Annotated in this window: 20 protein-coding genes; 6 read left to right on the forward strand and 14 right to left on the reverse strand. The window is 52.9% G+C overall.

Translation table 11 applies throughout. The features are described from left to right. Positions 1-119: 119 nt before the first annotated feature. A complete protein-coding gene (locus KE671_RS12410; protein WP_432759334.1) occupies positions 120-1,220 on the forward strand; it encodes a PDDEXK nuclease domain-containing protein in 1,101 nt (366 codons plus the stop codon). A 57-nt stretch (positions 1,221-1,277) separates the two neighbouring features. Here KE671_RS12410 and nanQ read toward each other — a convergent pair whose 3' ends face one another. The 11 genes from nanQ to zapE all read right to left on the reverse strand — a co-directional run bounded on the left by nanQ (position 1,278) and on the right by zapE (position 10,538). Continuing rightward, entirely contained in the window at positions 1,278-1,745 is a 468-nt protein-coding gene (nanQ, locus tag KE671_RS12415) for an N-acetylneuraminate anomerase (protein WP_206163201.1), read from the reverse strand. Further along, positions 1,742-2,617 (reverse strand): N-acetylmannosamine kinase, encoded by an 876-nt coding sequence (gene nanK, locus KE671_RS12420; RefSeq protein ID WP_206163202.1) that lies wholly within the window; start codon positions 2,615-2,617, stop codon positions 1,742-1,744. The genes nanQ and nanK overlap by 4 nt, the downstream gene beginning before the upstream one ends. Continuing rightward, the gene (locus KE671_RS12425; RefSeq protein WP_206163203.1) at positions 2,614-3,303 is read right to left on the reverse strand and encodes an N-acetylmannosamine-6-phosphate 2-epimerase; all 690 of its coding nucleotides are present in this window, start codon (positions 3,301-3,303) and stop codon (positions 2,614-2,616) included. The genes nanK and KE671_RS12425 overlap by 4 nt, the downstream gene beginning before the upstream one ends. Positions 3,304-3,350: 47 nt before the next feature. Continuing rightward, entirely contained in the window at positions 3,351-4,841 is a 1,491-nt protein-coding gene (gene nanT, locus KE671_RS12430; RefSeq protein ID WP_206163204.1) for an MFS transporter, read from the reverse strand. Positions 4,842-4,963: 122 nt separating this feature from the next. Then, complete coding sequence (gene nanA, locus KE671_RS12435; RefSeq protein ID WP_206163205.1) at positions 4,964-5,857, reverse strand: N-acetylneuraminate lyase; 894 nt, start codon at positions 5,855-5,857, stop codon at positions 4,964-4,966. Between the two features lie 133 nt (positions 5,858-5,990). Beyond that, on the reverse strand, positions 5,991-6,818 hold the full coding sequence (gene nanR / locus KE671_RS12440; protein ID WP_206163206.1) for a transcriptional regulator NanR: 828 nt from the start codon (positions 6,816-6,818) through the stop codon (positions 5,991-5,993). A 76-nt stretch (positions 6,819-6,894) separates the two neighbouring features. Next, on the reverse strand, positions 6,895-7,395 hold the full coding sequence (sspB, locus tag KE671_RS12445) for a ClpXP protease specificity-enhancing factor (RefSeq protein ID WP_206163207.1): 501 nt from the start codon (positions 7,393-7,395) through the stop codon (positions 6,895-6,897). A 5-nt stretch (positions 7,396-7,400) separates the two neighbouring features. Then, on the reverse strand, positions 7,401-8,039 hold the full coding sequence (gene sspA / locus KE671_RS12450) for a stringent starvation protein SspA (protein ID WP_042998321.1): 639 nt from the start codon (positions 8,037-8,039) through the stop codon (positions 7,401-7,403). Between the two features lie 303 nt (positions 8,040-8,342). Continuing rightward, on the reverse strand, positions 8,343-8,735 hold the full coding sequence (gene rpsI / locus KE671_RS12455; RefSeq protein ID WP_000829818.1) for a 30S ribosomal protein S9: 393 nt from the start codon (positions 8,733-8,735) through the stop codon (positions 8,343-8,345). 15 nt (positions 8,736-8,750) lie between these two features. Next, positions 8,751-9,179: a 50S ribosomal protein L13 gene (rplM, locus tag KE671_RS12460; RefSeq protein ID WP_042325003.1), complete on the reverse strand. Its 429-nt coding sequence runs from the start codon at positions 9,177-9,179 to the stop codon at positions 8,751-8,753. A gap of 231 nt (positions 9,180-9,410) precedes the next feature. Next, entirely contained in the window at positions 9,411-10,538 is a 1,128-nt protein-coding gene (gene zapE, locus KE671_RS12465) for a cell division protein ZapE (RefSeq protein ID WP_206163208.1), read from the reverse strand. A 192-nt stretch (positions 10,539-10,730) separates the two neighbouring features. Between zapE and zapG the strand changes: the two genes are divergently transcribed. The 3 genes from zapG (at position 10,731) to degS (ending at position 13,822) form a co-directional block, all read left to right on the forward strand. Further along, positions 10,731-11,129: a Z-ring associated protein ZapG gene (gene zapG, locus KE671_RS12470; protein WP_042324999.1), complete on the forward strand. Its 399-nt coding sequence runs from the start codon at positions 10,731-10,733 to the stop codon at positions 11,127-11,129. Positions 11,130-11,296: 167 nt separating this feature from the next. Continuing rightward, positions 11,297-12,664, forward strand: coding sequence for a serine endoprotease DegQ (gene degQ / locus KE671_RS12475; RefSeq protein WP_206163209.1), 1,368 nt, complete (start codon positions 11,297-11,299; stop codon positions 12,662-12,664). A 90-nt stretch (positions 12,665-12,754) separates the two neighbouring features. Next, the gene (gene degS / locus KE671_RS12480) at positions 12,755-13,822 is read left to right on the forward strand and encodes an outer membrane-stress sensor serine endopeptidase DegS (protein ID WP_206163210.1); all 1,068 of its coding nucleotides are present in this window, start codon (positions 12,755-12,757) and stop codon (positions 13,820-13,822) included. A 67-nt stretch (positions 13,823-13,889) separates the two neighbouring features. Here the strand turns inward: degS and mdh are convergent, their stop codons facing one another. After that, the gene (gene mdh / locus KE671_RS12485; protein ID WP_042998326.1) at positions 13,890-14,828 is read right to left on the reverse strand and encodes a malate dehydrogenase; all 939 of its coding nucleotides are present in this window, start codon (positions 14,826-14,828) and stop codon (positions 13,890-13,892) included. Between the two features lie 414 nt (positions 14,829-15,242). On the opposite strand from mdh, the gene argR reads away from it, so the two are divergent. Both argR and yhcN read left to right on the forward strand, forming a co-directional pair. Beyond that, the gene (gene argR / locus KE671_RS12490) at positions 15,243-15,713 is read left to right on the forward strand and encodes a transcriptional regulator ArgR (RefSeq protein WP_042324992.1); all 471 of its coding nucleotides are present in this window, start codon (positions 15,243-15,245) and stop codon (positions 15,711-15,713) included. Positions 15,714-16,081: 368 nt separating this feature from the next. Then, positions 16,082-16,345 carry a peroxide/acid stress response protein YhcN gene (gene yhcN, locus KE671_RS12495; protein WP_042324990.1) on the forward strand — a complete coding sequence of 88 codons (264 nt, stop codon included), beginning with the start codon at positions 16,082-16,084 and terminating at the stop codon, positions 16,343-16,345. A gap of 58 nt (positions 16,346-16,403) precedes the next feature. On the opposite strand, the gene KE671_RS12500 is transcribed toward yhcN, so the two are convergent. Both KE671_RS12500 and KE671_RS12505 read right to left on the reverse strand, forming a co-directional pair. Beyond that, the gene (locus KE671_RS12500; RefSeq protein ID WP_206163211.1) at positions 16,404-16,676 is read right to left on the reverse strand and encodes a barstar family protein; all 273 of its coding nucleotides are present in this window, start codon (positions 16,674-16,676) and stop codon (positions 16,404-16,406) included. 29 nt (positions 16,677-16,705) lie between these two features. Further along, the gene (locus KE671_RS12505; protein WP_206163212.1) at positions 16,706-18,154 is read right to left on the reverse strand and encodes an NAD-dependent succinate-semialdehyde dehydrogenase; all 1,449 of its coding nucleotides are present in this window, start codon (positions 18,152-18,154) and stop codon (positions 16,706-16,708) included. Between the last annotated feature and the right edge of the window lies 1 nt (position 18,155).

Here is an 18,155-nt window from a genome sequence, read left to right on the forward strand (position 1 = left end):
GCGGCTCGCAAATTCCGCCGTAAGTGAATGTAATGGGCTGAGAAGAATTGACCGTATATCCCCTTAAGCGTAGTGATAGCGATATATTTTCAATCCGTAACTATCATGCCAGGGATAATATGATGGCAACAACATCAGCACAACAAGCCGGCGATTATCAGCAAATCCACGACGGCATTATCCATCTGTTGGATACTGCCAGGACAGAGACCGTCCGCAACATCAACGCGATCATGACGGCGACGTACTGGGAAATAGGCAGGCGCATTGTCGAGTTTGAGCAGGGCGGTGAAGCGCGGGCAGCTTATGGAGCTCAACTGATTGAGCAATTGTCCGTAGATTTAACCCGGCGCTACAAACGTGGGTTTTCTACAAGAAACCTATGGCAAATACGTACTTTTTATCTTTATTTTCAACATATTGAAATTCCGCAGACACTGTCTGCGGAATTTCCTCTTCTGGTACAACTCGCCAGGATATTCCCGCTACCCTGGTCAGCCTATGTCCGTCTCCTGTCGGTTAAAAACCCCGATGCCCGCACCTTTTACGAGAAAGAGACATTACGCAACGGTTGGTCGGTACGACAACTCGATCGGCAAATCGCGTCTCAGTTCTACGAACGGACATTGCTGTCTCATGATAAACCCGCGTTGCTGCAACAGGCCGCGCCGACCGTGCCCGAAGTCTTACCAGAACGTGCAATACGCGATCCCTTTATTCTCGAATTCCTGGATCTGAAGGATGAGTATTCGGAATCCGATCTGGAAGAAGCGCTGATTAACCATCTGATGGAGTTTATGCTTGAACTCGGGGACGATTTTGCTTTCGTCAGCAGACAGCGACGATTACGCATTGACGACAGCTGGTTTCGCGTCGACCTGCTTTTCTTCCATCGCCGCTTGCGCTGTCTGTTAGTTGTTGATCTGAAAGTGGGCAAATTCAGCTATGCCGACGCAGGACAAATGAACATGTACCTGAACTACGCCAAAGCGCACTGGACAATGCCAGGGGAAAATCCGCCAGTTGGGTTAATCCTGTGTGCGGGAAAGGGGGCTGGAGAAGCACACTACGCGCTGAACGGCTTACCGAATACCGTGATGGCAAGCGAGTACAAAGTGCAATTACCTGACGAAAAATTACTGGCAGATGAACTCATTCGTTCGCAAAGAGCAATGACAGCGCAGAAAGCTGAATCCTCAGAAACGTCGTTGACAGAATGATGAATGGACTGAGTATGTAAAACATGAATCCGGATGGTAAAAAACCATCCGGTATTTTTATGCGACTAACAGGCTGGCGCGAACCTTGACGACAACTTTCGTAATCTCTTTCGGTTCACCCACGCTGCAACCCGGTTTGTGCGGCTCGCCGGGCATAAACACCGCGAACATACCTGGTTGTAGGGTAATGCTTTGACTGTCAGCAATCTCACGGCAAAGCTGATAATCCTCTTCCACATGCCTTTCTTCGCACTGACGCGCTGAACCCGCCACGCCAAACTGAATGCGCTCCTCTCCTGCCAGCAACAGTTGGATATCAATATACGCCTCGTGTAGTTCTGCCTTTTTCTCTGACGGCAATTGCGTGGCAAACTGCATCACATTCATGAAGATATCGTCCCCACGAAGCTCAATGCGACCCGGGGTTTTCTCCTGCGGTCTGGCGGTCAACGCCAGCGTCAGCGCCTCTTCCAGCACAGGATGCAGACCGGCAGCAGATAATGTACGAACTTCACCCAATATCATCCTTTCTCTCCTCGTGATAACAATGCCGCACCCAGCAGTCCCGCATCGTGGCGATAGTGCGCCGCGCTGAGTTCTACGTGATAGACCGGAGGCATCTGTTCCAGACAGGCGCGGACCTGCGCCAGATACCCTTGCGCCAGTCCAACGCTGCCGCCGACAACCACCCTCTGGCAATCGGTGACGGCTTTCGTATCGGCAATCAGTCGCGCCAGCACCTGCGCGGAATAAGCGATCAGTCGGCTGGCCTGTTCATCACCGTCTGCTGCGCGAGAAAAAATGGTCTTTGCATCACATCCAGCAAGTGCACCTTGCGCCGCGGCAGCAATACCGCGTCCCGACGCGATAGCCTCGACGCAACCCACCCGCCCACAGCCACACACGGGCCCATGAGGATCCGCGAGGGTATGGCCAAGATGTCCGGCCAGCCCCCCAGTACCGGTAACTAACTGGCCACCGCTGACCACACCGCCGCCCACTCCGGTTGAAACGGTGATAAACACCATATCGCGCGTCTCATCAGCAATCGCGTGATATTCCGCCCAGGCCGCGGCCTGGGCATCATTGATCGCCAGCGTCGGCAATCCGGTGAGGGTTTCTAACGTCTGCACCAGCGGAAAATGAAGCAATCCGCCCAGATTTTTCGGGTTAATAGCCAGCAGGTTACCTTCGCGGATGATCCCCGTTGAGGCAATCGCCACCCTGCGCGCCTGCTCCTGCAATGGTTGCACCAGCTTTTTCAGCGCGTCACGTAATGCCTGAGACGTTTTACTGGCCGGCGTGGGCAGCTCACGACGTTCGCGAATCTGCATATCATCTTCCACCAGCGCGGCGGCGAGTTTCGTACCGCCAATATCAATTGCCAGTGTCGTCATAGCACCGCCTTTTTCAGCGCCGTGTTATACCATTCGCAAATGTGCTCCAGCCGGGTAATCGCAGATCCGACCGTCACTGCCCAGGCGCCGTGGCGCATCGCTTCACCGGCCTGCGCAGGGGTGTTGTAGCGTCCTTCAGCAATCACCCGGCACCCGGCTTCGCTCAGCGATTTCACCAGCGCCAGATCCGGTTCATCAGGGATTTCTGCCGTGGTGTATCCCGAAAGCGTGGTGCCAATAATTTCTGCACCGAGCGCCTGACAGGCCAGGCCGTCAGCCTGCGAGGAGCAATCGGTCATTGCCAGCAGTTGGTGATGATGGATACGTGCCAGCAGCGCCGCGACCGGCACCGGACGCACCCGGTCAGTCCCGTCAATCGCGATAATGTCCGCGCCGGCCTGCGCCAGCGCATCTACGTCCTCCAGAAACGCGGTGATACGCACTGGAGAATCCGTAAGATCACGCTTGAGGATGCCGATGATCGGCACAGAAACCACAGCACGCGTCGCTTTCAGATTATCAACGCCTTCGATACGTAACGCGACGGCCCCTGCCTGCTCTGCCGCCTGCGCCATTGCCGCCACAATTTCAGGTTTATCCAGCGGGCTGCCGGGAACCGGCTGGCAGGAGACAATCAGGCCACCACGTGCGGCAATGTTTTTATCCAGTTGTGCAAGTAACGACATACTTCTTCCCTTACGAGTATTGCCCGGTACAGGACCGGGCAAGTGGATTAACTTTTGCTTTTGACTAAAGGGCTTTTATCACCGCCGAACGGGATGGCGCCGCTGAACGGTTTACCGTCAATAGCGTCATGCGTCCGCAGCGCCTCCGGTCGCAACCAGCGCTGAACACGGGACGGCATATCCAGACCAATCAACAGGATCACCACAAAGGTCAGGCTGAAAGAGAGCGATCCCAGCGCAGTACCCAGATCCAGACGCTGGGCAATGAGCGCCCCCAGAATCGGTGCCAGCGCCCCGCCGAGCGCCCCGACGTTATAGGTGAAGCCCAAACCCGCCGCACGCTGGTCGGTATCGAAATAGCCGCCGATCAGTTTCGGTAAGATTCCGGAGATCCCCTGGCCCAGCATCTGCTGGAAAAACAGCAGGAAGCCGAGAACCCATACGTTTGCCCCACCTATCGCAAATACCGGAATGATCAGCAACTGAGAGGCCAGCAGGCTGCATACATAAGCTTTGCGGGTCCCCAGCCAGTCACCGAGGAAGCCTCCCACGCAGCAACCAACCGCAGCACCAAAGCCGCTAAAGAAGAGTACGCGCGCCACGGTGGAAGGGTCGTACGCCAGTTCCGTTTTTAAATATGTCGGCAACAGCGCCTGAATCGGCCACGAGTAGAGGAAAGCAAACAGGACGACAACCATGAGCATCACGCCTGTCGGCCAGCGTTTGCCGCTGCTTTGCACCATGAAGCTGATAAAGATCACCGCGCACAGCAAACCCAGTACCGCGACAATTGCTGCATTTTGCAAGTCACCGGCAAAACAGAACCACAGTGCCGTCGCCGCCGCTATCGTCATCAGAATGTTGACGACACGATGCTCACCCCGATAGAGAATATCGACCATCGTGCGCACCGGTGCTTTACCTTCATGCTTCTCTTTCCAGTCCTCGGCTTCCGGTATGTTTTTCCGCAGCCAGAGCGCGAAAATAATCGGCAGGATGCCAATGAAGAACAGCGCGCGCCAGCCCCAGACCGGCACCACCAGGCTGTAGACCTGAGCCGCAATCACGGCACCTACGGAAAAGCCCGAGATCAGAAAACCACTGGCCTTATTACGCAGATGTTTCGGCCAGCTTTCAATAACATAGGTCGCGCTGGAGCCGTATTCGCCAGCCATCCCCATGCCAATCACCAGTCGGGCGATAAACATGGTGGTGTAACCCGGCGCAAAACCACAGGCCAGCGTCCCCATAGAGAACAGAATAATGCTGGTGACCATCGCCAGACGGCGTCCATAGCGGTCACCCATTGCGCCCAGCATTAACCCGCCAAACCAGCGGGAAATAAAGGCTGCCGAAATCAGGCTCGCCGCCTGAACCGTCGTCAGCCCAAATTCTCCCTGTACTTCCGTCAGCACAAGGGCAATCAACACAAAATCAAAACCATCCAGCAAATATCCCAACCATGCGGCAGAGAATGCCCGCCATTGTGCCCGGTTGAGATGGCGATACCACGGGATACTTTGGGTAGAAGTACTCATTTTACTCTCCCCACGATTTCTTTATTGTATTACCGGATGGCGGCTTCGCCTTATCCGGCCTACGTATCGTGTTCTGTTGTGTTTTGTAGGCCGGATAAGCGTCAACGCCATCCGGCACCCCGTCAGGAACGTTCCGCCATCAATTGTTCCGCCAGTGCTTTCAGTGCAGGCACGTATTTTTCATCCACCGGGGCAAACGGCTTACGACACAGCGGTACAGAAACCACGTCCATATAGTGCAGAACCGTTTTCAGCCCGCGGAACACGCCGGTTTTAATGAGGAGATCGATAACCTTATTGCACTCTGTTTGCAGCTGTTGCGCTGTCCGGATGTCTCCTTCTTTGAGCGCTTTCACAATTCCCAGATATCGCCAGCCCATGATGTTGTAAGTACTGCCGATACCGCCGTCCGCTCCGGCCAGCAGGCCAGAAGCGAAAATTTCGTCATAACCGTTGTAAAGCACCAGATCCGGATGAGCGCGGCGGATCTGCTCCATCTGGAACAGATCGCCTGACGTTTGTTTCAGTGCGCCTACGCCAGGCAATGTCACCAGCGTATTGATTTGATCCAGCGTTAACTTCACGCCGCTTAACGCTGGAATGTTATAGACCACCATCGGCAAGCCATCCGCCGAATCAATAATGGCCCGGTAATGATCGCAGTGCTCTTCAAAGCTGAACGGGTAGTAGAACGGTGTTACCGCAGAAACAGCGTCAAAGCCATAACGATGCGCTGCACGGGCGAGCTGCTGGCTCTCATGGGTGCTGACCGTTCCAACGTGAGCAATAAGTGTCACCTTCCCCTTCGCCTCTTCTGCAACCACTTCCAGCACTTGCTCTCTTTCCGCGCAGCTCTGCACAAAGGCTTCGCCGGTGGAACCGCCTACGTAAAGCCCATCGATCCCCTGAGCGATATTAAAACGCACCAGTCGGCGCAGGCTCTCAATGTCCAGCTTCTGTTGGTTATCGAAAGGGGTTAACAACGCTGGCATTACGCCTCGTAAATCTTTTGCCATAACGACCTCTGTGATGATTAGTGTTATCTAACTGCATACCTTTATACCTGTTATACCAGAACAAATAAAAAGCAATACAATACAGAACGCTTATAGTGCGATCTGCCTCACTAAACGATCGTCAGGATCGCGATCACTTACGCATTTTTGAATTTTTACCGAGGGCGTGCCAGGTGGCAGAAACGCTGTTGAGATGAGATTGCAGTGCGCGATCGGCTTCATCCGGATCGCGTCGGCGAATCGCGTCCACGATGGCAATATGCTGCTGATAACTCACGTTATTATGCTCATAAAGCTCACGATCCGGCACGGTCGGACGAGCGGCGATCAGCCAGTCCAGCAGCGCAACGTGGATCGCCATAAAGATCGGATTGCCGGGGATCTCCGCCAGTACGCGATGAAAATCGACATCTGAACGAATAAACATCGCATTGTCATCCAGCGACTGACTGTTGATCTCCAGCGCTTTTGCCAGCAGATCGATCTGTTCTTCTGTCGCATTCTCCGCTGCATAACGCACGAGACTGGACTCAAAGAACAGGCGCAACTGCTCAAAGTGGGCAATGCCGCCTGGATGCGCGAGGAAATCTTTCGCCATACCGGACAGTTCACCAATGATCGTGTCTGCCGAAGGACGCGAAACGCGGGCGCGTTCGCCATTGTTGATTTGTACCAGCCCCTTACGCTTCAGCGCTGCCAGCGCTTCGCGCACAGAGGGACGACCAACATTGAAAAAGGCCATCAGTTCCCGTTCGGACGGCAACTGTTCCCCCTCGCCGAACTCACGGCGACGGATCATCTGCTCCAACTCTTCCTCGACCATTTCCGACAGCTTTTTACGCGCCAGCGGACGACGGCGAAGGCTGCGCCCAATGGTGGCTGAAGAATCTTCTGCTTGCGAATCAAATGCGTTCATAAGACCTGTTCTGCGAGTCACGGTGGCAAACAACAACAGGCTCATCGTAACACAGGATCGAAAGGAGGGTGAAACCGCGGTCGGTGAGATCAAAAACAGGCCCCGTTGGGCCCGCTTTCATCTATTTAACAACACGTAACGCCGGTCGACCACCGCGCGGCGGCGGCGGATCGTCATCCGGGCTGTTGTCATCGTCATGATCCGGCTTATCGCCATCAATGACTGACATCACCGTCTCGTTCTCTGCATCAGATGTTGCGTCATCATCATTGAGACTGGCAACGTCTTCATCGTAAGCGGCTTCCGGTTCGAACATCGTTCCGGCGCCATTCTCACGTGCGTAAATCGCCAGCACCGCCGCTAACGGTACAGATACCTGACGCGGAACACCGCCGAAACGCGCGTTAAAACGCACTTCGTCGTTAGCCAGCTCCAGATTCCCCACCGCGCGTGGTGCAATGTTCAGGACAATCTGCCCGTCGCGAGCATATTCCATCGGAACATGCACGCCAGGCAACGTCACATCCACCACCAGGTGCGGCGTGAGCTGATTGTCCAGCAACCACTCATAGAAAGCACGCAGCAGATACGGACGACGTGGTGTTAGCTGTGACAAATCCATCAGTATTAACCCCGGCCAAGACGCATTTCGCGTTCAGCTTCGGTTAAGGACGCCAGGAAAGAGTCACGTTCGAAGACGCGGGTCATGTAACCTTTCAGCTCTTTCGCGCCCGCACCGCTGAACTCAATACCGAGTTGCGGCAGACGCCACAGCAGCGGCGCCAGGTAGCAATCCACCAGGCTGAATTCATCGCTCAGGAAATACGGTTTCTGACCGAATACCGGCGCAATCGCCTGCAGTTCTTCACGCAGTTGTTTGCGGGCAACGTCAGCTTCTGAAGCAGACCCGTTCACGATGACGTTCATCAGCGTATACCAGTCTTTTTCGATACGGTGCATGTACAGGCGGCTTTCACCACGTGCCACCGGGTAAACCGGCATTAATGGCGGATGCGGGAAACGCTCATCCAGGTATTCCATAATGATGCGAGATTCCCACAGGGTCAGCTCACGATCCACCAGTGTCGGAACGCTCTGATTCGGGTTGAGGTCAATCAGATCCTGAGGTGGATTGTCCTTTTCCACGTGCTCGATCTCAAAACTTACACCTTTCTCAGCCAGCACAATGCGGACCTGATGGCTATAGATGTCAGTAGGACCAGAAAACAGCGTCATTACCGAACGTTTGTTGGCAGCGACAGCCATGAAAACCTCCAGGTATATTCAGAATTTTTACTGCTACCAGCCATCGCATGGCCAGTCAGAAGTGATGTCACCCACTCGGAAAAGTCATCATCGTTCAAAAAGCAAACAAAAAATGAGCAATACCCGATATTTGGGCAGAAAATTGGATGATAGTTTACCAGATTTTGTGACCTTTGTGGTGAGTCGATTCTGGAAATGGGGAAAAAGAGGGAGCTGTCAGAGGATTACGCCAGATTTATCCATAAAAAAACCCGCCGAAGCGGGTTTTTTCGCCAACCGTAATCTGCCAAAGGCAGAAAACAATTAACGTTTGGAGAACTGCGGACGACGACGTGCTTTACGCAGGCCGACTTTCTTACGTTCAACCTGACGAGCATCACGAGTAACGAAGCCAGCTTTACGCAGTTCGGAACGCAGGGACTCGTCGTACTCCATCAGAGCGCGGGTGATACCGTGACGGATCGCACCAGCCTGACCAGAGATACCACCACCTTTAACAGTGATGTACAGATCCAGTTTCTCAACCATGTCGACCAGTTCCAGCGGCTGACGAACTACCATGCGGGCAGTTTCACGACCGAAGTACTGTTCCAGAGAACGTTGGTTGATAACGATTTTGCCGTTGCCCGGTTTGATGAAAACGCGAGCTGCGGAACTTTTGCGGCGACCAGTGCCGTAGTATTGATTTTCAGCCATTGCCTATAATCCCGATTAGATGTCAAGAACTTGCGGTTGCTGTGCCGCGTGGTTGTGCTCGTTGCCAGCGTAAACTTTCAGTTTACGGAACATAGCACGACCCAGCGGGCCTTTTGGCAGCATGCCTTTAACCGCGATTTCAATCACACGCTCAGGACGGCGAGCAATCATCTCTTCAAAGGTCGCTTCTTTGATACCACCGATGTGACCGGTGTGGTGATAGTACACTTTGTCAGTACGCTTGTTGCCGGTTACAGCAACTTTGTCAGCGTTCAGAACGATGATGTAATCACCGGTATCTACGTGCGGAGTGTATTCCGCTTTATGCTTACCGCGCAGGCGACGAGCCAGTTCAGTAGCCAGACGGCCCAGAGTTTTACCGGTCGCGTCAACAACGTACCAGTCGCGTTTTACGGTTTCTGGTTTAGCTGTAAAAGTTTTCATTAAAAGCTTACCCAATAAATAAGTTACACGTTGGTGAACACCCAAACGTTATGTCAGTTGAGGTTCACACGACAAAGTCCGGCAAACCTACCCCTTCGAATAGCCAATGCCAGCACACAAAAAGTTTTGGGAAAAAAACTTTCTTGTAACGTGGGGTCGCAAGATTATAGAGAAGTCGGGGTCAAAGATCGACCCCTAAATGTGATTTGCTCAACAGTTTATTGCCAGCCGTCAGGGCATGTGCTCTCGCTTCAGATACTCTTCACTCTGCATCTCCTGTAAACGCGACAGGCAACGCTGGAATTCGAACTTCAACCGTTCGCCCTGATACACCTCATAGAGAGGCACCGCGGCGCTCACCACCAGTTTGACGTGACGCTCGTAAAATTCATCCACCAGCGCGATAAAACGACGCGCTTCGCTTTCCATTAACGGCGTCATCACCGGCACGTCAAGCAGCATCACCGTATGATAGAGGCGTGACAGCGCAATGTAGTCATGCTGGCTGCGGGCATCGACGCACAGGGTGTGAAATGACACCGCCAGCGTCTGATTTTCCATGCCCAGCGTCGGTAACGGACGATGATTGATCTCCAGAACCGGCCCCTGCTGTTCACGTTTAGCACCCGCCAGCGCCAGCCAGAGGTTGTCCATCTTCTGCTGCGTTTCATTATTCAGCGGTGAAAGCCACAAATGCGCCTGGGTCAATGTTCGCAGACGATAATCCACGCCTGCGTCTACGTTCATGATGTCGCAATACTGCTTAATCGCATCGATAGCGGGAAGAAAGCGCGAGCGCTGTAATCCATTGCGGTACAGTTCATCAGGCGGAATGTTCGATGTTGCCACCAGCGTAATCCCCCGCGCAAACAGCGCTTTCATCAAACCGCCAAGCAGCATCGCGTCAGTAATATCCGACACAAAAAACTCATCAAAGCACAATACATCCGTCTCCGCCTTAAAGCGGTCGGCCAGGGTTTCGAGCGGATCGGTTTGGCCTTGTAGAGCAGTTAACTCTTCATGTACGCGTAACATAAAACGATGAAAGTGCAGGCGCTGTTTACGCTCGCCCGGCAGACTGTGATAAAACAAATCCATCAGCCAGGTTTTTCCGCGCCCTACGCCCCCCCACATATATAAGCCTCGCACCGCCGCGCTGTGCGTCTCTTCTTTTTTCCCCAGTAATTTACCGACGCGGGCCAAAAGCCCTTTTGCTTCGGGGACAGACGTTTTGTTCGCCGTTAACGCCTGATAAATGATCTCCAGGCGATTGACTGCCTCTCTCTGCACGTCGTCGGGCTGGTGAGTGCCATCGTTAATGGCCTTCAGGTAACGCGATGTGGGGGTAAAGCTCTGCATGATGTTATTGTTATTCCTTGAAAATCGGTGTGCCGTCGTTCACGGTTGACGAAAAAAAGGCCGTTCTACACTACGCGATATAAAGACGGGATTCCACTTCTGTGGGATTAGCGGTTATAGTGGCAGTATCAGGCGCAGGCATGGAGCCTAAAGCCAACACCCTACGGAAACAAAAGACAACGGGAGATGTTCATGACCTGGGAATATGCGCTAATTGGGTTAGTCGTCGGCATCATCGTCGGTGCTGTAGCCATGCGTTTTGGTAACCGGAAATTACGCCAGCAACAGGCGTTACAGTACGAACTGGAAAAGAATAAAGCGGAGCTGGAAGAATATCGCGAAGAGCTGGTCAGCCATTTTGCCCGCAGCGCAGAATTGCTGGACACCATGGCCCACGATTACCGCCAGTTGTATCAGCATATGGCGAAAAGCTCCAGCAGCCTGCTGCCGGAACTGTCAGCGGAATCTAACCCGTTCCGTAACCGTCTGGCCGAGTCGGAAGCCAGTAACGATCAGGCGCCAGTACAAATGCCGCGTGACTACTCCGAAGGTGCATCCGGCCTGCTGCGTAGTGGCGCAAAGCGCGACTGACCGCACAGCGATTATATTTTTTCCGGGCGCAGCGATTGCGCCCACCTCTTCTCTCCCGTCCCGACTATCATTTAATCATTATCCGCATTGTTAGCAGAGTGAAAATTCAATAACATCAAACTGTTTTGAATCGTCTTCCCTTTACTCAAGGTACGAGAGCAGGATCAATGAAAATACAAACCCAGCTGTTGAGTGCATTAGCGTTAAGTGTCGGGTTAACTCTCTCGGCGCCATTTCAGGCCATTGCGTCGATTCCAGGCCAGGTTCCCGGCCAACCCGCGCTGCCCAGTCTAGCCCCGATGCTTGAAAAGGTGCTGCCTGCCGTCGTTAGCGTGAAGGTTGAAGGCACTGCGACGCAAACGCAGAAGGTTCCGGAAGAGTTTAAAAAATTCTTTGGCGATGATCTGCCCGATCAGCAGGCGCAGCCATTCGAAGGGTTGGGGTCCGGGGTCATTATCGACGCCGCAAAAGGCTATGTCCTGACCAACAATCATGTAATTAATCAAGCGCAAAAGATCAGCGTTCAGTTGAATGACGGGCGTGAATTCGAGGCCAAACTGATTGGCAGCGACGATCAAAGCGACATCGCCCTGCTGCAAATTCAAAACGCCAGTAAACTGACGCAAATCGCCATCGCCGACTCGGATAAACTGCGTGTGGGTGATTTCGCCGTGGCGGTCGGTAACCCATTTGGTCTGGGGCAAACCGCCACTTCCGGTATCGTCTCCGCGCTGGGGCGCAGCGGGTTGAACCTGGAGGGGCTGGAAAACTTTATTCAAACTGATGCCTCAATCAACCGCGGGAACTCCGGCGGCGCGCTGCTTAACCTGAACGGCGAGCTGATCGGTATTAATACCGCTATTCTTGCGCCTGGCGGCGGCAGTGTCGGAATCGGTTTTGCCATCCCCAGTAATATGGCCCGAATACTCGCGCAGCAGCTGATTCAGTTTGGTGAAATCAAGCGCGGTCTGTTAGGAATCAAAGGGACAGAAATGAGCGCTGATATCGCCAAAGCATTCAAGATAGATGTGCAACGCGGCGCCTTTGTCAGTGAAGTGCTACCGAACTCTGGTTCAGCCAAAGCGGGCATTAAGTCTGGCGATGTGATTACCAGTCTCAATGGCAAACCGCTCAACAGTTTTGCCGAACTGCGCTCCCGGATTGCCACCACAGAACCCGGCACCAAAGTGAAGCTGGGCCTGTTGCGTAACGGTAAACCGCAGGAAGTGGAAGTGACGCTCGATACCAGCACGTCGTCGTCTGCCAGCGCGGAGATGATTGCCCCGGCCTTACAGGGGGCGACGCTGAGTGACGGTCAGCTTAAAGACGGCAGTAAAGGCATCAAAATTGACAGCGTTGAAAAGAGTAGTCCCGCCGCTCAGGCTGGTTTACAGAAGGATGATGTGATCATTGGGGTCAACCGTGACCGTGTGAACTCTATCGCCGAGATGCGCAAAGTGCTGGAAGCCAAACCGTCCATTATCGCGCTACAGATAGTCCGCGGTAACGAGAGCATTTATCTGCTCCTGCGCTAAATCCAGGCTGCCGGACATTAGCCTCGCGTGTGATGTCCGGTTAACTCGTGATATGCTGCTGCCGTTCCCTTTATTAATGACGCCTCCATCATGTTAGTGAAGCTTTTACGTTCGGTCGCAATTGGTTTGATTGTTGGCGCCATTCTTCTGGCAGCCATGCCTTCGCTTCGCAAAATCAACACGTTTTCTGCGCCGCAATATGACAGTGCCGACGAGACGCCCGCCAGCTATAACTCTGCGGTACGTCGCGCGGCCCCCGCTGTGGTCAACGTCTATAACCGCAGTATGAACAGCACCGCGCATAATCAACTGGAAATTCGCACTCTGGGTTCAGGCGTGATTATGGATCAGCGCGGCTACATCATTACCAACAAGCATGTGATCAACGATGCCGATCAGATCATCGTCGCCTTGCAGGATGGGCGTGTATTTGAAGCACTTCTGGTTGGCTCCGATACACTGACCGATCTGGCGGTACTGAAAATCAACGCCACTGGCGGCCTGCCGACGATTCCGATTAACGCCGGGCGTTCACCGCATATCGGCGACGTGGTGCTGGCGATCGGTAACCCCTATAACCTTGGACAAACCATCACCCAGGGCATTATCAGCGCCACGGGGCGTATCGGCCTTAACCCGACCGGGCGGCAGAACTTCCTGCAAACGGATGCCTCTATCAACCACGGTAACTCCGGCGGCGCACTGGTGAACTCGCTGGGCGAACTCATGGGCATCAACACCCTGTCGTTTGATAAAAGTAACGATGGCGAAACGCCGGAAGGCATCGGCTTTGCCATTCCGTTCCAGTTGGCGACCAAGATTATGGATAAGCTCATTCGCGATGGCCGTGTAATCCGTGGCTACATTGGGATTGGCGGTCGTGAAATCGCCCCTCTGCACACCCAGGGCGGCGGTATGGACCAAATCCAGGGGATCGTCGTGAACGAAGTGGCGCCGGATGGCCCGGCGGCGCAGGCCGGTATTCAGGTTAACGATCTGATTATCTCCGTGAACAGCAGACCTGCGGTCTCCGCCCTGGAAACGATGGACCAGGTGGCAGAGATTCGCCCAGGATCGGTCATTCCGGTGATTGTCATGCGTGATGATAAGCAACTGACGCTTCAGGTCACCATTCAGGAATACCCGGCAACCAATTAACGATCGGCAATCAGACAATAAAAAACCGGAGACATCGCTCCGGTTTTTTTATGGCTTCAAGGTTCACTTACTTGTTAACGAACTCTTCACCCAGTTGAATATCTTTCTTCAGGGTATCCAGCATGCCTTCCAGCGCGTTCTGCTCAAATGCGCTCAGTTTGCCGATAGACTGACGCTCTTCAACGCCGTTTTTACCCAGCAGCAGCGGCTGCGAGAAGAAACGCGCGTACTGGCCGTCACCTTCAACGTAGGCACATTCTACAACCCCTTTTTCACCCTGCAGTGCGCGAACCAGAGAAAGACCGAAACGAGCGGCCGCCTGGCCCATAGAAAGGGTTGCCGATCCGCCACCGGCCTTCGCTTCAACCACTTCGGTACCCGCGTTCTGAATGCGCTTGGTCAGGTCAGCGACTTCCTGGTCAGTGAAGCTCACGCCCGGGATCTGTGACAGCAGTGGCAGAATGGTCACGCCAGAGTGTCCACCGATTACTGGAACTTCAACTTCAGTCGGAAGTTTACCTTTCAGTTCCGCAACAAAGGTATTGGAGCGGATGATGTCCAGCGTGGTCACGCCAAACAGTTTATTTTTGTCGTAAACGCCCGCTTTCTTCAGGACTTCTGCCGCAATGGCGACGGTGGTGTTTACCGGGTTGGTGATGATACCGATGCAGGCTTTCGGACAGGTCGTCGCGATCTGCTGTACCAGGTTCTTCACGATGCCCGCATTGACGTTAAACAGGTCGGAACGATCCATACCCGGTTTACGCGCCACACCTGCGGAGATCAGCACCACGTCAGCACCGTGCAGTGCCGGGGTCGCGTCTTCACCGGAGAAGCCTTTGATTTTCACAGCAGTTGGGATATGGCTAAGATCTACAGCCACACCGGGAGTCACTGGAGCGATGTCGTACAGGGAGAGTTCTGAACCTGAAGGCAGTTGGGTTTTTAACAGTAGTGCAAGCGCCTGGCCGATACCGCCAGCAGCGCCGAGGACTGCGACTTTCATCCTAAACTCCTTATTATATTGATAAACTAGTGTTTGTTGCTCCGCGGCGGCGACGTTAAACCACAAATTCGATGAATACAATCACCCGTATTCAATTCTGTGTTGTCACGCGAATTTAGCTTTTATGCATTTAATTGACGTAATCCGAAGATGTCTGTGCAGTAGAGCAACTTTCCAACAGGTGGTGACAATATACCCTACTGCAAGCCCAAAACAACATCAATTTTATAACAATTAATTTACTTTTAAGCTTATTTGCGAGGCGTGACACAGGCATGTTTCTTGATAACAAAATTTGATAAAATTCCGCTCTTTCATAACATTATTTCAGCCTTCATTTGGGCAGACCATTTGCATAAAAATTCATCTGTATGCATAATAATGTTGTTTCCACTCTCATACTACGGGTGACTTATGCGAAGCTCAGCTAAGCAAGAAGAATTAGTTAAAGCGTTTAAAGCACTACTTAAAGAAGAAAAATTCAGTTCCCAGGGCGAAATTGTCCTCGCGTTGCAGGATCAGGGCTTTGATAACATCAACCAGTCCAAAGTTTCACGCATGCTGACAAAATTTGGTGCTGTACGCACCCGCAATGCGAAAATGGAGATGGTGTATTGCCTCCCGGCTGAACTGGGCGTACCCACCACCTCCAGTCCGCTGAAAAACCTGGTGCTTGATATTGATTTTAACGATGCCGTGGTGGTGATCCATACAAGCCCTGGTGCTGCGCAGTTAATTGCCCGCCTGCTGGACTCGCTGGGTAAGGCAGAAGGCATTCTGGGTACCATCGCTGGGGATGACACCATCTTTACCACCCCGGCTAATGGCTTTACGGTGAAAGATCTCTACGAAGCTATTCTGGAGCTGTTCGAACAAGAGCTCTGATCCACTCTCCCCGTCGCCTGAGGTGGCGGGGTAAAATCCTGTATTAACGCCCACTTCCCGTGCGTTTATCTCCCTTCTCATTTAACAAATAGTGCGTTTATCTGCCCAAAACCATTAACACAGTGAAGGCGAAAACCTAAAAACGCACAAATCGCAAAATTTTATATCCATATGATTTTATTGGATATAAACAGAAAAACCCCACTTTTTAATTCCAGACAAGTATAAAAAAATCCATTTTCATTACTTATGATTCAATGAAACAATTAGCGTGGTATTAATTTATTGCGTGATTAGTGTATACTTGATTTTGTGATGAGGGTCACGAAACGAAGGCCCCCAATAATAAATTCGACGAGGTACTTATCATGAAAATCAAAACAACTGTTGCTGCATTAAGTGTTCTCTCTGTTCTTTCTTTCGGCGCATTCGCCGCAGATTCTATCAGCGCAGAACAAGCACAAAATCGCGAAGCGATTGGCTCGGTCTCCGTAAGTGCAATCGGCTCCAGCCCCATGGACATGCATGAAATGCTGAACAAAAAAGCCCAGGAAAAAGGCGCATCAGCGTATCAGATCACCGAAGCCCGCAGCGGTGATACCTGGCATGCCACTGCCGAATTGTACAAATAAACCCTCGTCGTCTAGTCCGACGACATTGCCCCCGACTGTCGGGGGCTTTTTTTATCTCTCAATGACGTACATTAAAACGCAACTGACCTTCCAGTTCTTCTTCCGCTTCATCAAACAACAAAATCAATGCGCCATAGCGTCGTCGTGACTTCTCGGGGAGATGCACAAATTCAATCTCCAGCGGTAACGGCAGCGCTTCACTCATGATGATGTCCCACAGAGAATCGAGGTCATTCACTTTCTCTTTGGCCAGGCCAAACATCCGCGCAAACTCACGGTAGAAGTCGTCCTGCTCCTCAATTTCATCAAAATCAAATGTATAGATATTCATCTATCGCCACCTTCCCGACATTGGTCTGACTACAGGCCGCCAATATGCAGGGTTTTCACTTCCAGAAATTCGTCTAACCCCAGCACCGATCCTTCACGACCCAGTCCGGACTCTTTCACCCCGCCAAACGGTCCCAGTTCGGTGGAAACCGCACATTCGTTTATCCCGATCATACCGCTTTCAATGGCCTGAGAGACGCGGAACACTCGTTGTAGGTTTTGTGTATAGAAGTAAGCGGCCAGGCCAAACGGCGTGTTGTTCGCACGCTCAATCACGTCTTGTTCTTGTGTAAAGCGGAAACAGGCGGCAACCGGGCCAAACGTTTCTTCACTCGCCAGTTTCATATCATCGCCGCACTCTCCCAACACGGTGGGTTGCCAGAAGTTACCGCCGAGCGCATGAGGTTTTCCGCCCGCCAGCACTTTCGCCCCTTTCGCGACGGCATCTTCAACATGCTCACGCACTTTATCGACTGCAGACGGTTCGATCAGCGGCCCAACCACCACGCCGTCATCCAGACCATTCCCCACCTGTAATGCCTGAACCGCATCGGCCAGTTTTCGCGTGAACTCGTCGTAGACACCCTCCTGGATATAAAAGCGGTTCACGCTGACGCAAACCTGTCCGGCATTACGGAATTTATTGGCGATCGCGCCTTTCACTGCCGCATCGATGTCCGCATCGTCAAATACGATATACGGAGCATTGCCACCCAGTTCCATCGACACTTTTTTCATCGTTTCCGCGGCGTTACGTACCAGCGTTTTACCGACAGCCGTTGAACCGGTGAATGAAATTTTGCGCACCTCATGGCTTGCCATGATGGCATCGCTAATTTCCGGCGTATTACCCGCGACGGCGTTGAGCACGCCATCAGGCACACCCGCCTTCTTCGCCAGCGTAAGCAGCGCAAAGGCACTCAGCGGGGTATTATTAGCTGGTTTTATCACCCCGGTACAACCTGCCGCCAGCGCCGGGCCGAGCTTACGGGTCAGCATGGCCATCGGGAAATTCCATGGCGTAATTGCCGCCACCACGCCAATGGGTTCGCGGGTCGCCAGAATGCAAGAGCCGGGTTTGATCGGCGGGATGATTTCGCCGTTAGCCCGTTTCGCCTGCTCGGCAAACCATTGGATAAAGCTGGCGGCGTATTCCACCTCGCCTTCGGCTTCTTTCAGTGGCTTGCCTTGCTCAGTGGTCATTAACCGACCCAGCCAGCTTTTATGCTCGAGGATCAATTCATACCAGCGATACAAAATCGCCGAGCGCTCTTTAGCAGTTTTCGCGCGCCAGCCGGGAAACGCTCTGGTGGCAGCAGCGATAGCCTCTTCAGTCTGCTGTTTTCCTGCTTTTGCCACTTTCGCGATGACTTCCCCCGTGGCCGGATTAAGTACATCAAACGTGGTTGCCAGCGTTTTCCAGTGCCCGTCGACCAGATACCCTGTCTGAAAAAGTTCGTTATCCTGGAGCGTTTGCATC

This window comes from Citrobacter amalonaticus (assembly GCF_018252635.1).
GTDB lineage: Bacteria > Pseudomonadota > Gammaproteobacteria > Enterobacterales > Enterobacteriaceae > Citrobacter_A > Citrobacter_A amalonaticus_E.

Excerpts from the sequence above, each read along its gene's own strand:
- KE671_RS12410 (WP_432759334.1), top strand. The coding sequence starts at position 120 with ATGATGGCAACAACATCAGCACAACAAGCCGGCGATTATCAGCAAATC.
- nanQ (WP_206163201.1), bottom strand. The coding sequence starts at position 1,745 with ATGATATTGGGTGAAGTTCGTACATTATCTGCTGCCGGTCTGCATCCT.
- nanK (WP_206163202.1), bottom strand. The coding sequence starts at position 2,617 with ATGACGACACTGGCAATTGATATTGGCGGTACGAAACTCGCCGCCGCG.
- KE671_RS12425 (WP_206163203.1), bottom strand. The coding sequence starts at position 3,303 with ATGTCGTTACTTGCACAACTGGATAAAAACATTGCCGCACGTGGTGGC.
- nanT (WP_206163204.1), bottom strand. The coding sequence starts at position 4,841 with ATGAGTACTTCTACCCAAAGTATCCCGTGGTATCGCCATCTCAACCGG.
- nanA (WP_206163205.1), bottom strand. The coding sequence starts at position 5,857 with ATGGCAAAAGATTTACGAGGCGTAATGCCAGCGTTGTTAACCCCTTTC.
- nanR (WP_206163206.1), bottom strand. The coding sequence starts at position 6,818 with ATGAGCCTGTTGTTGTTTGCCACCGTGACTCGCAGAACAGGTCTTATG.
- sspB (WP_206163207.1), bottom strand. The coding sequence starts at position 7,395 with ATGGATTTGTCACAGCTAACACCACGTCGTCCGTATCTGCTGCGTGCT.
- sspA (WP_042998321.1), bottom strand. The coding sequence starts at position 8,039 with ATGGCTGTCGCTGCCAACAAACGTTCGGTAATGACGCTGTTTTCTGGT.
- rpsI (WP_000829818.1), bottom strand. The coding sequence starts at position 8,735 with ATGGCTGAAAATCAATACTACGGCACTGGTCGCCGCAAAAGTTCCGCA.
- rplM (WP_042325003.1), bottom strand. The coding sequence starts at position 9,179 with ATGAAAACTTTTACAGCTAAACCAGAAACCGTAAAACGCGACTGGTAC.
- zapE (WP_206163208.1), bottom strand. The coding sequence starts at position 10,538 with ATGCAGAGCTTTACCCCCACATCGCGTTACCTGAAGGCCATTAACGAT.
- zapG (WP_042324999.1), top strand. The coding sequence starts at position 10,731 with ATGACCTGGGAATATGCGCTAATTGGGTTAGTCGTCGGCATCATCGTC.
- degQ (WP_206163209.1), top strand. The coding sequence starts at position 11,297 with ATGAAAATACAAACCCAGCTGTTGAGTGCATTAGCGTTAAGTGTCGGG.
- degS (WP_206163210.1), top strand. The coding sequence starts at position 12,755 with ATGTTAGTGAAGCTTTTACGTTCGGTCGCAATTGGTTTGATTGTTGGC.
- mdh (WP_042998326.1), bottom strand. The coding sequence starts at position 14,828 with ATGAAAGTCGCAGTCCTCGGCGCTGCTGGCGGTATCGGCCAGGCGCTT.
- argR (WP_042324992.1), top strand. The coding sequence starts at position 15,243 with ATGCGAAGCTCAGCTAAGCAAGAAGAATTAGTTAAAGCGTTTAAAGCA.
- yhcN (WP_042324990.1), top strand. The coding sequence starts at position 16,082 with ATGAAAATCAAAACAACTGTTGCTGCATTAAGTGTTCTCTCTGTTCTT.
- KE671_RS12500 (WP_206163211.1), bottom strand. The coding sequence starts at position 16,676 with ATGAATATCTATACATTTGATTTTGATGAAATTGAGGAGCAGGACGAC.
- KE671_RS12505 (WP_206163212.1), bottom strand. The coding sequence starts at position 18,154 with ATGCAAACGCTCCAGGATAACGAACTTTTTCAGACAGGGTATCTGGTC.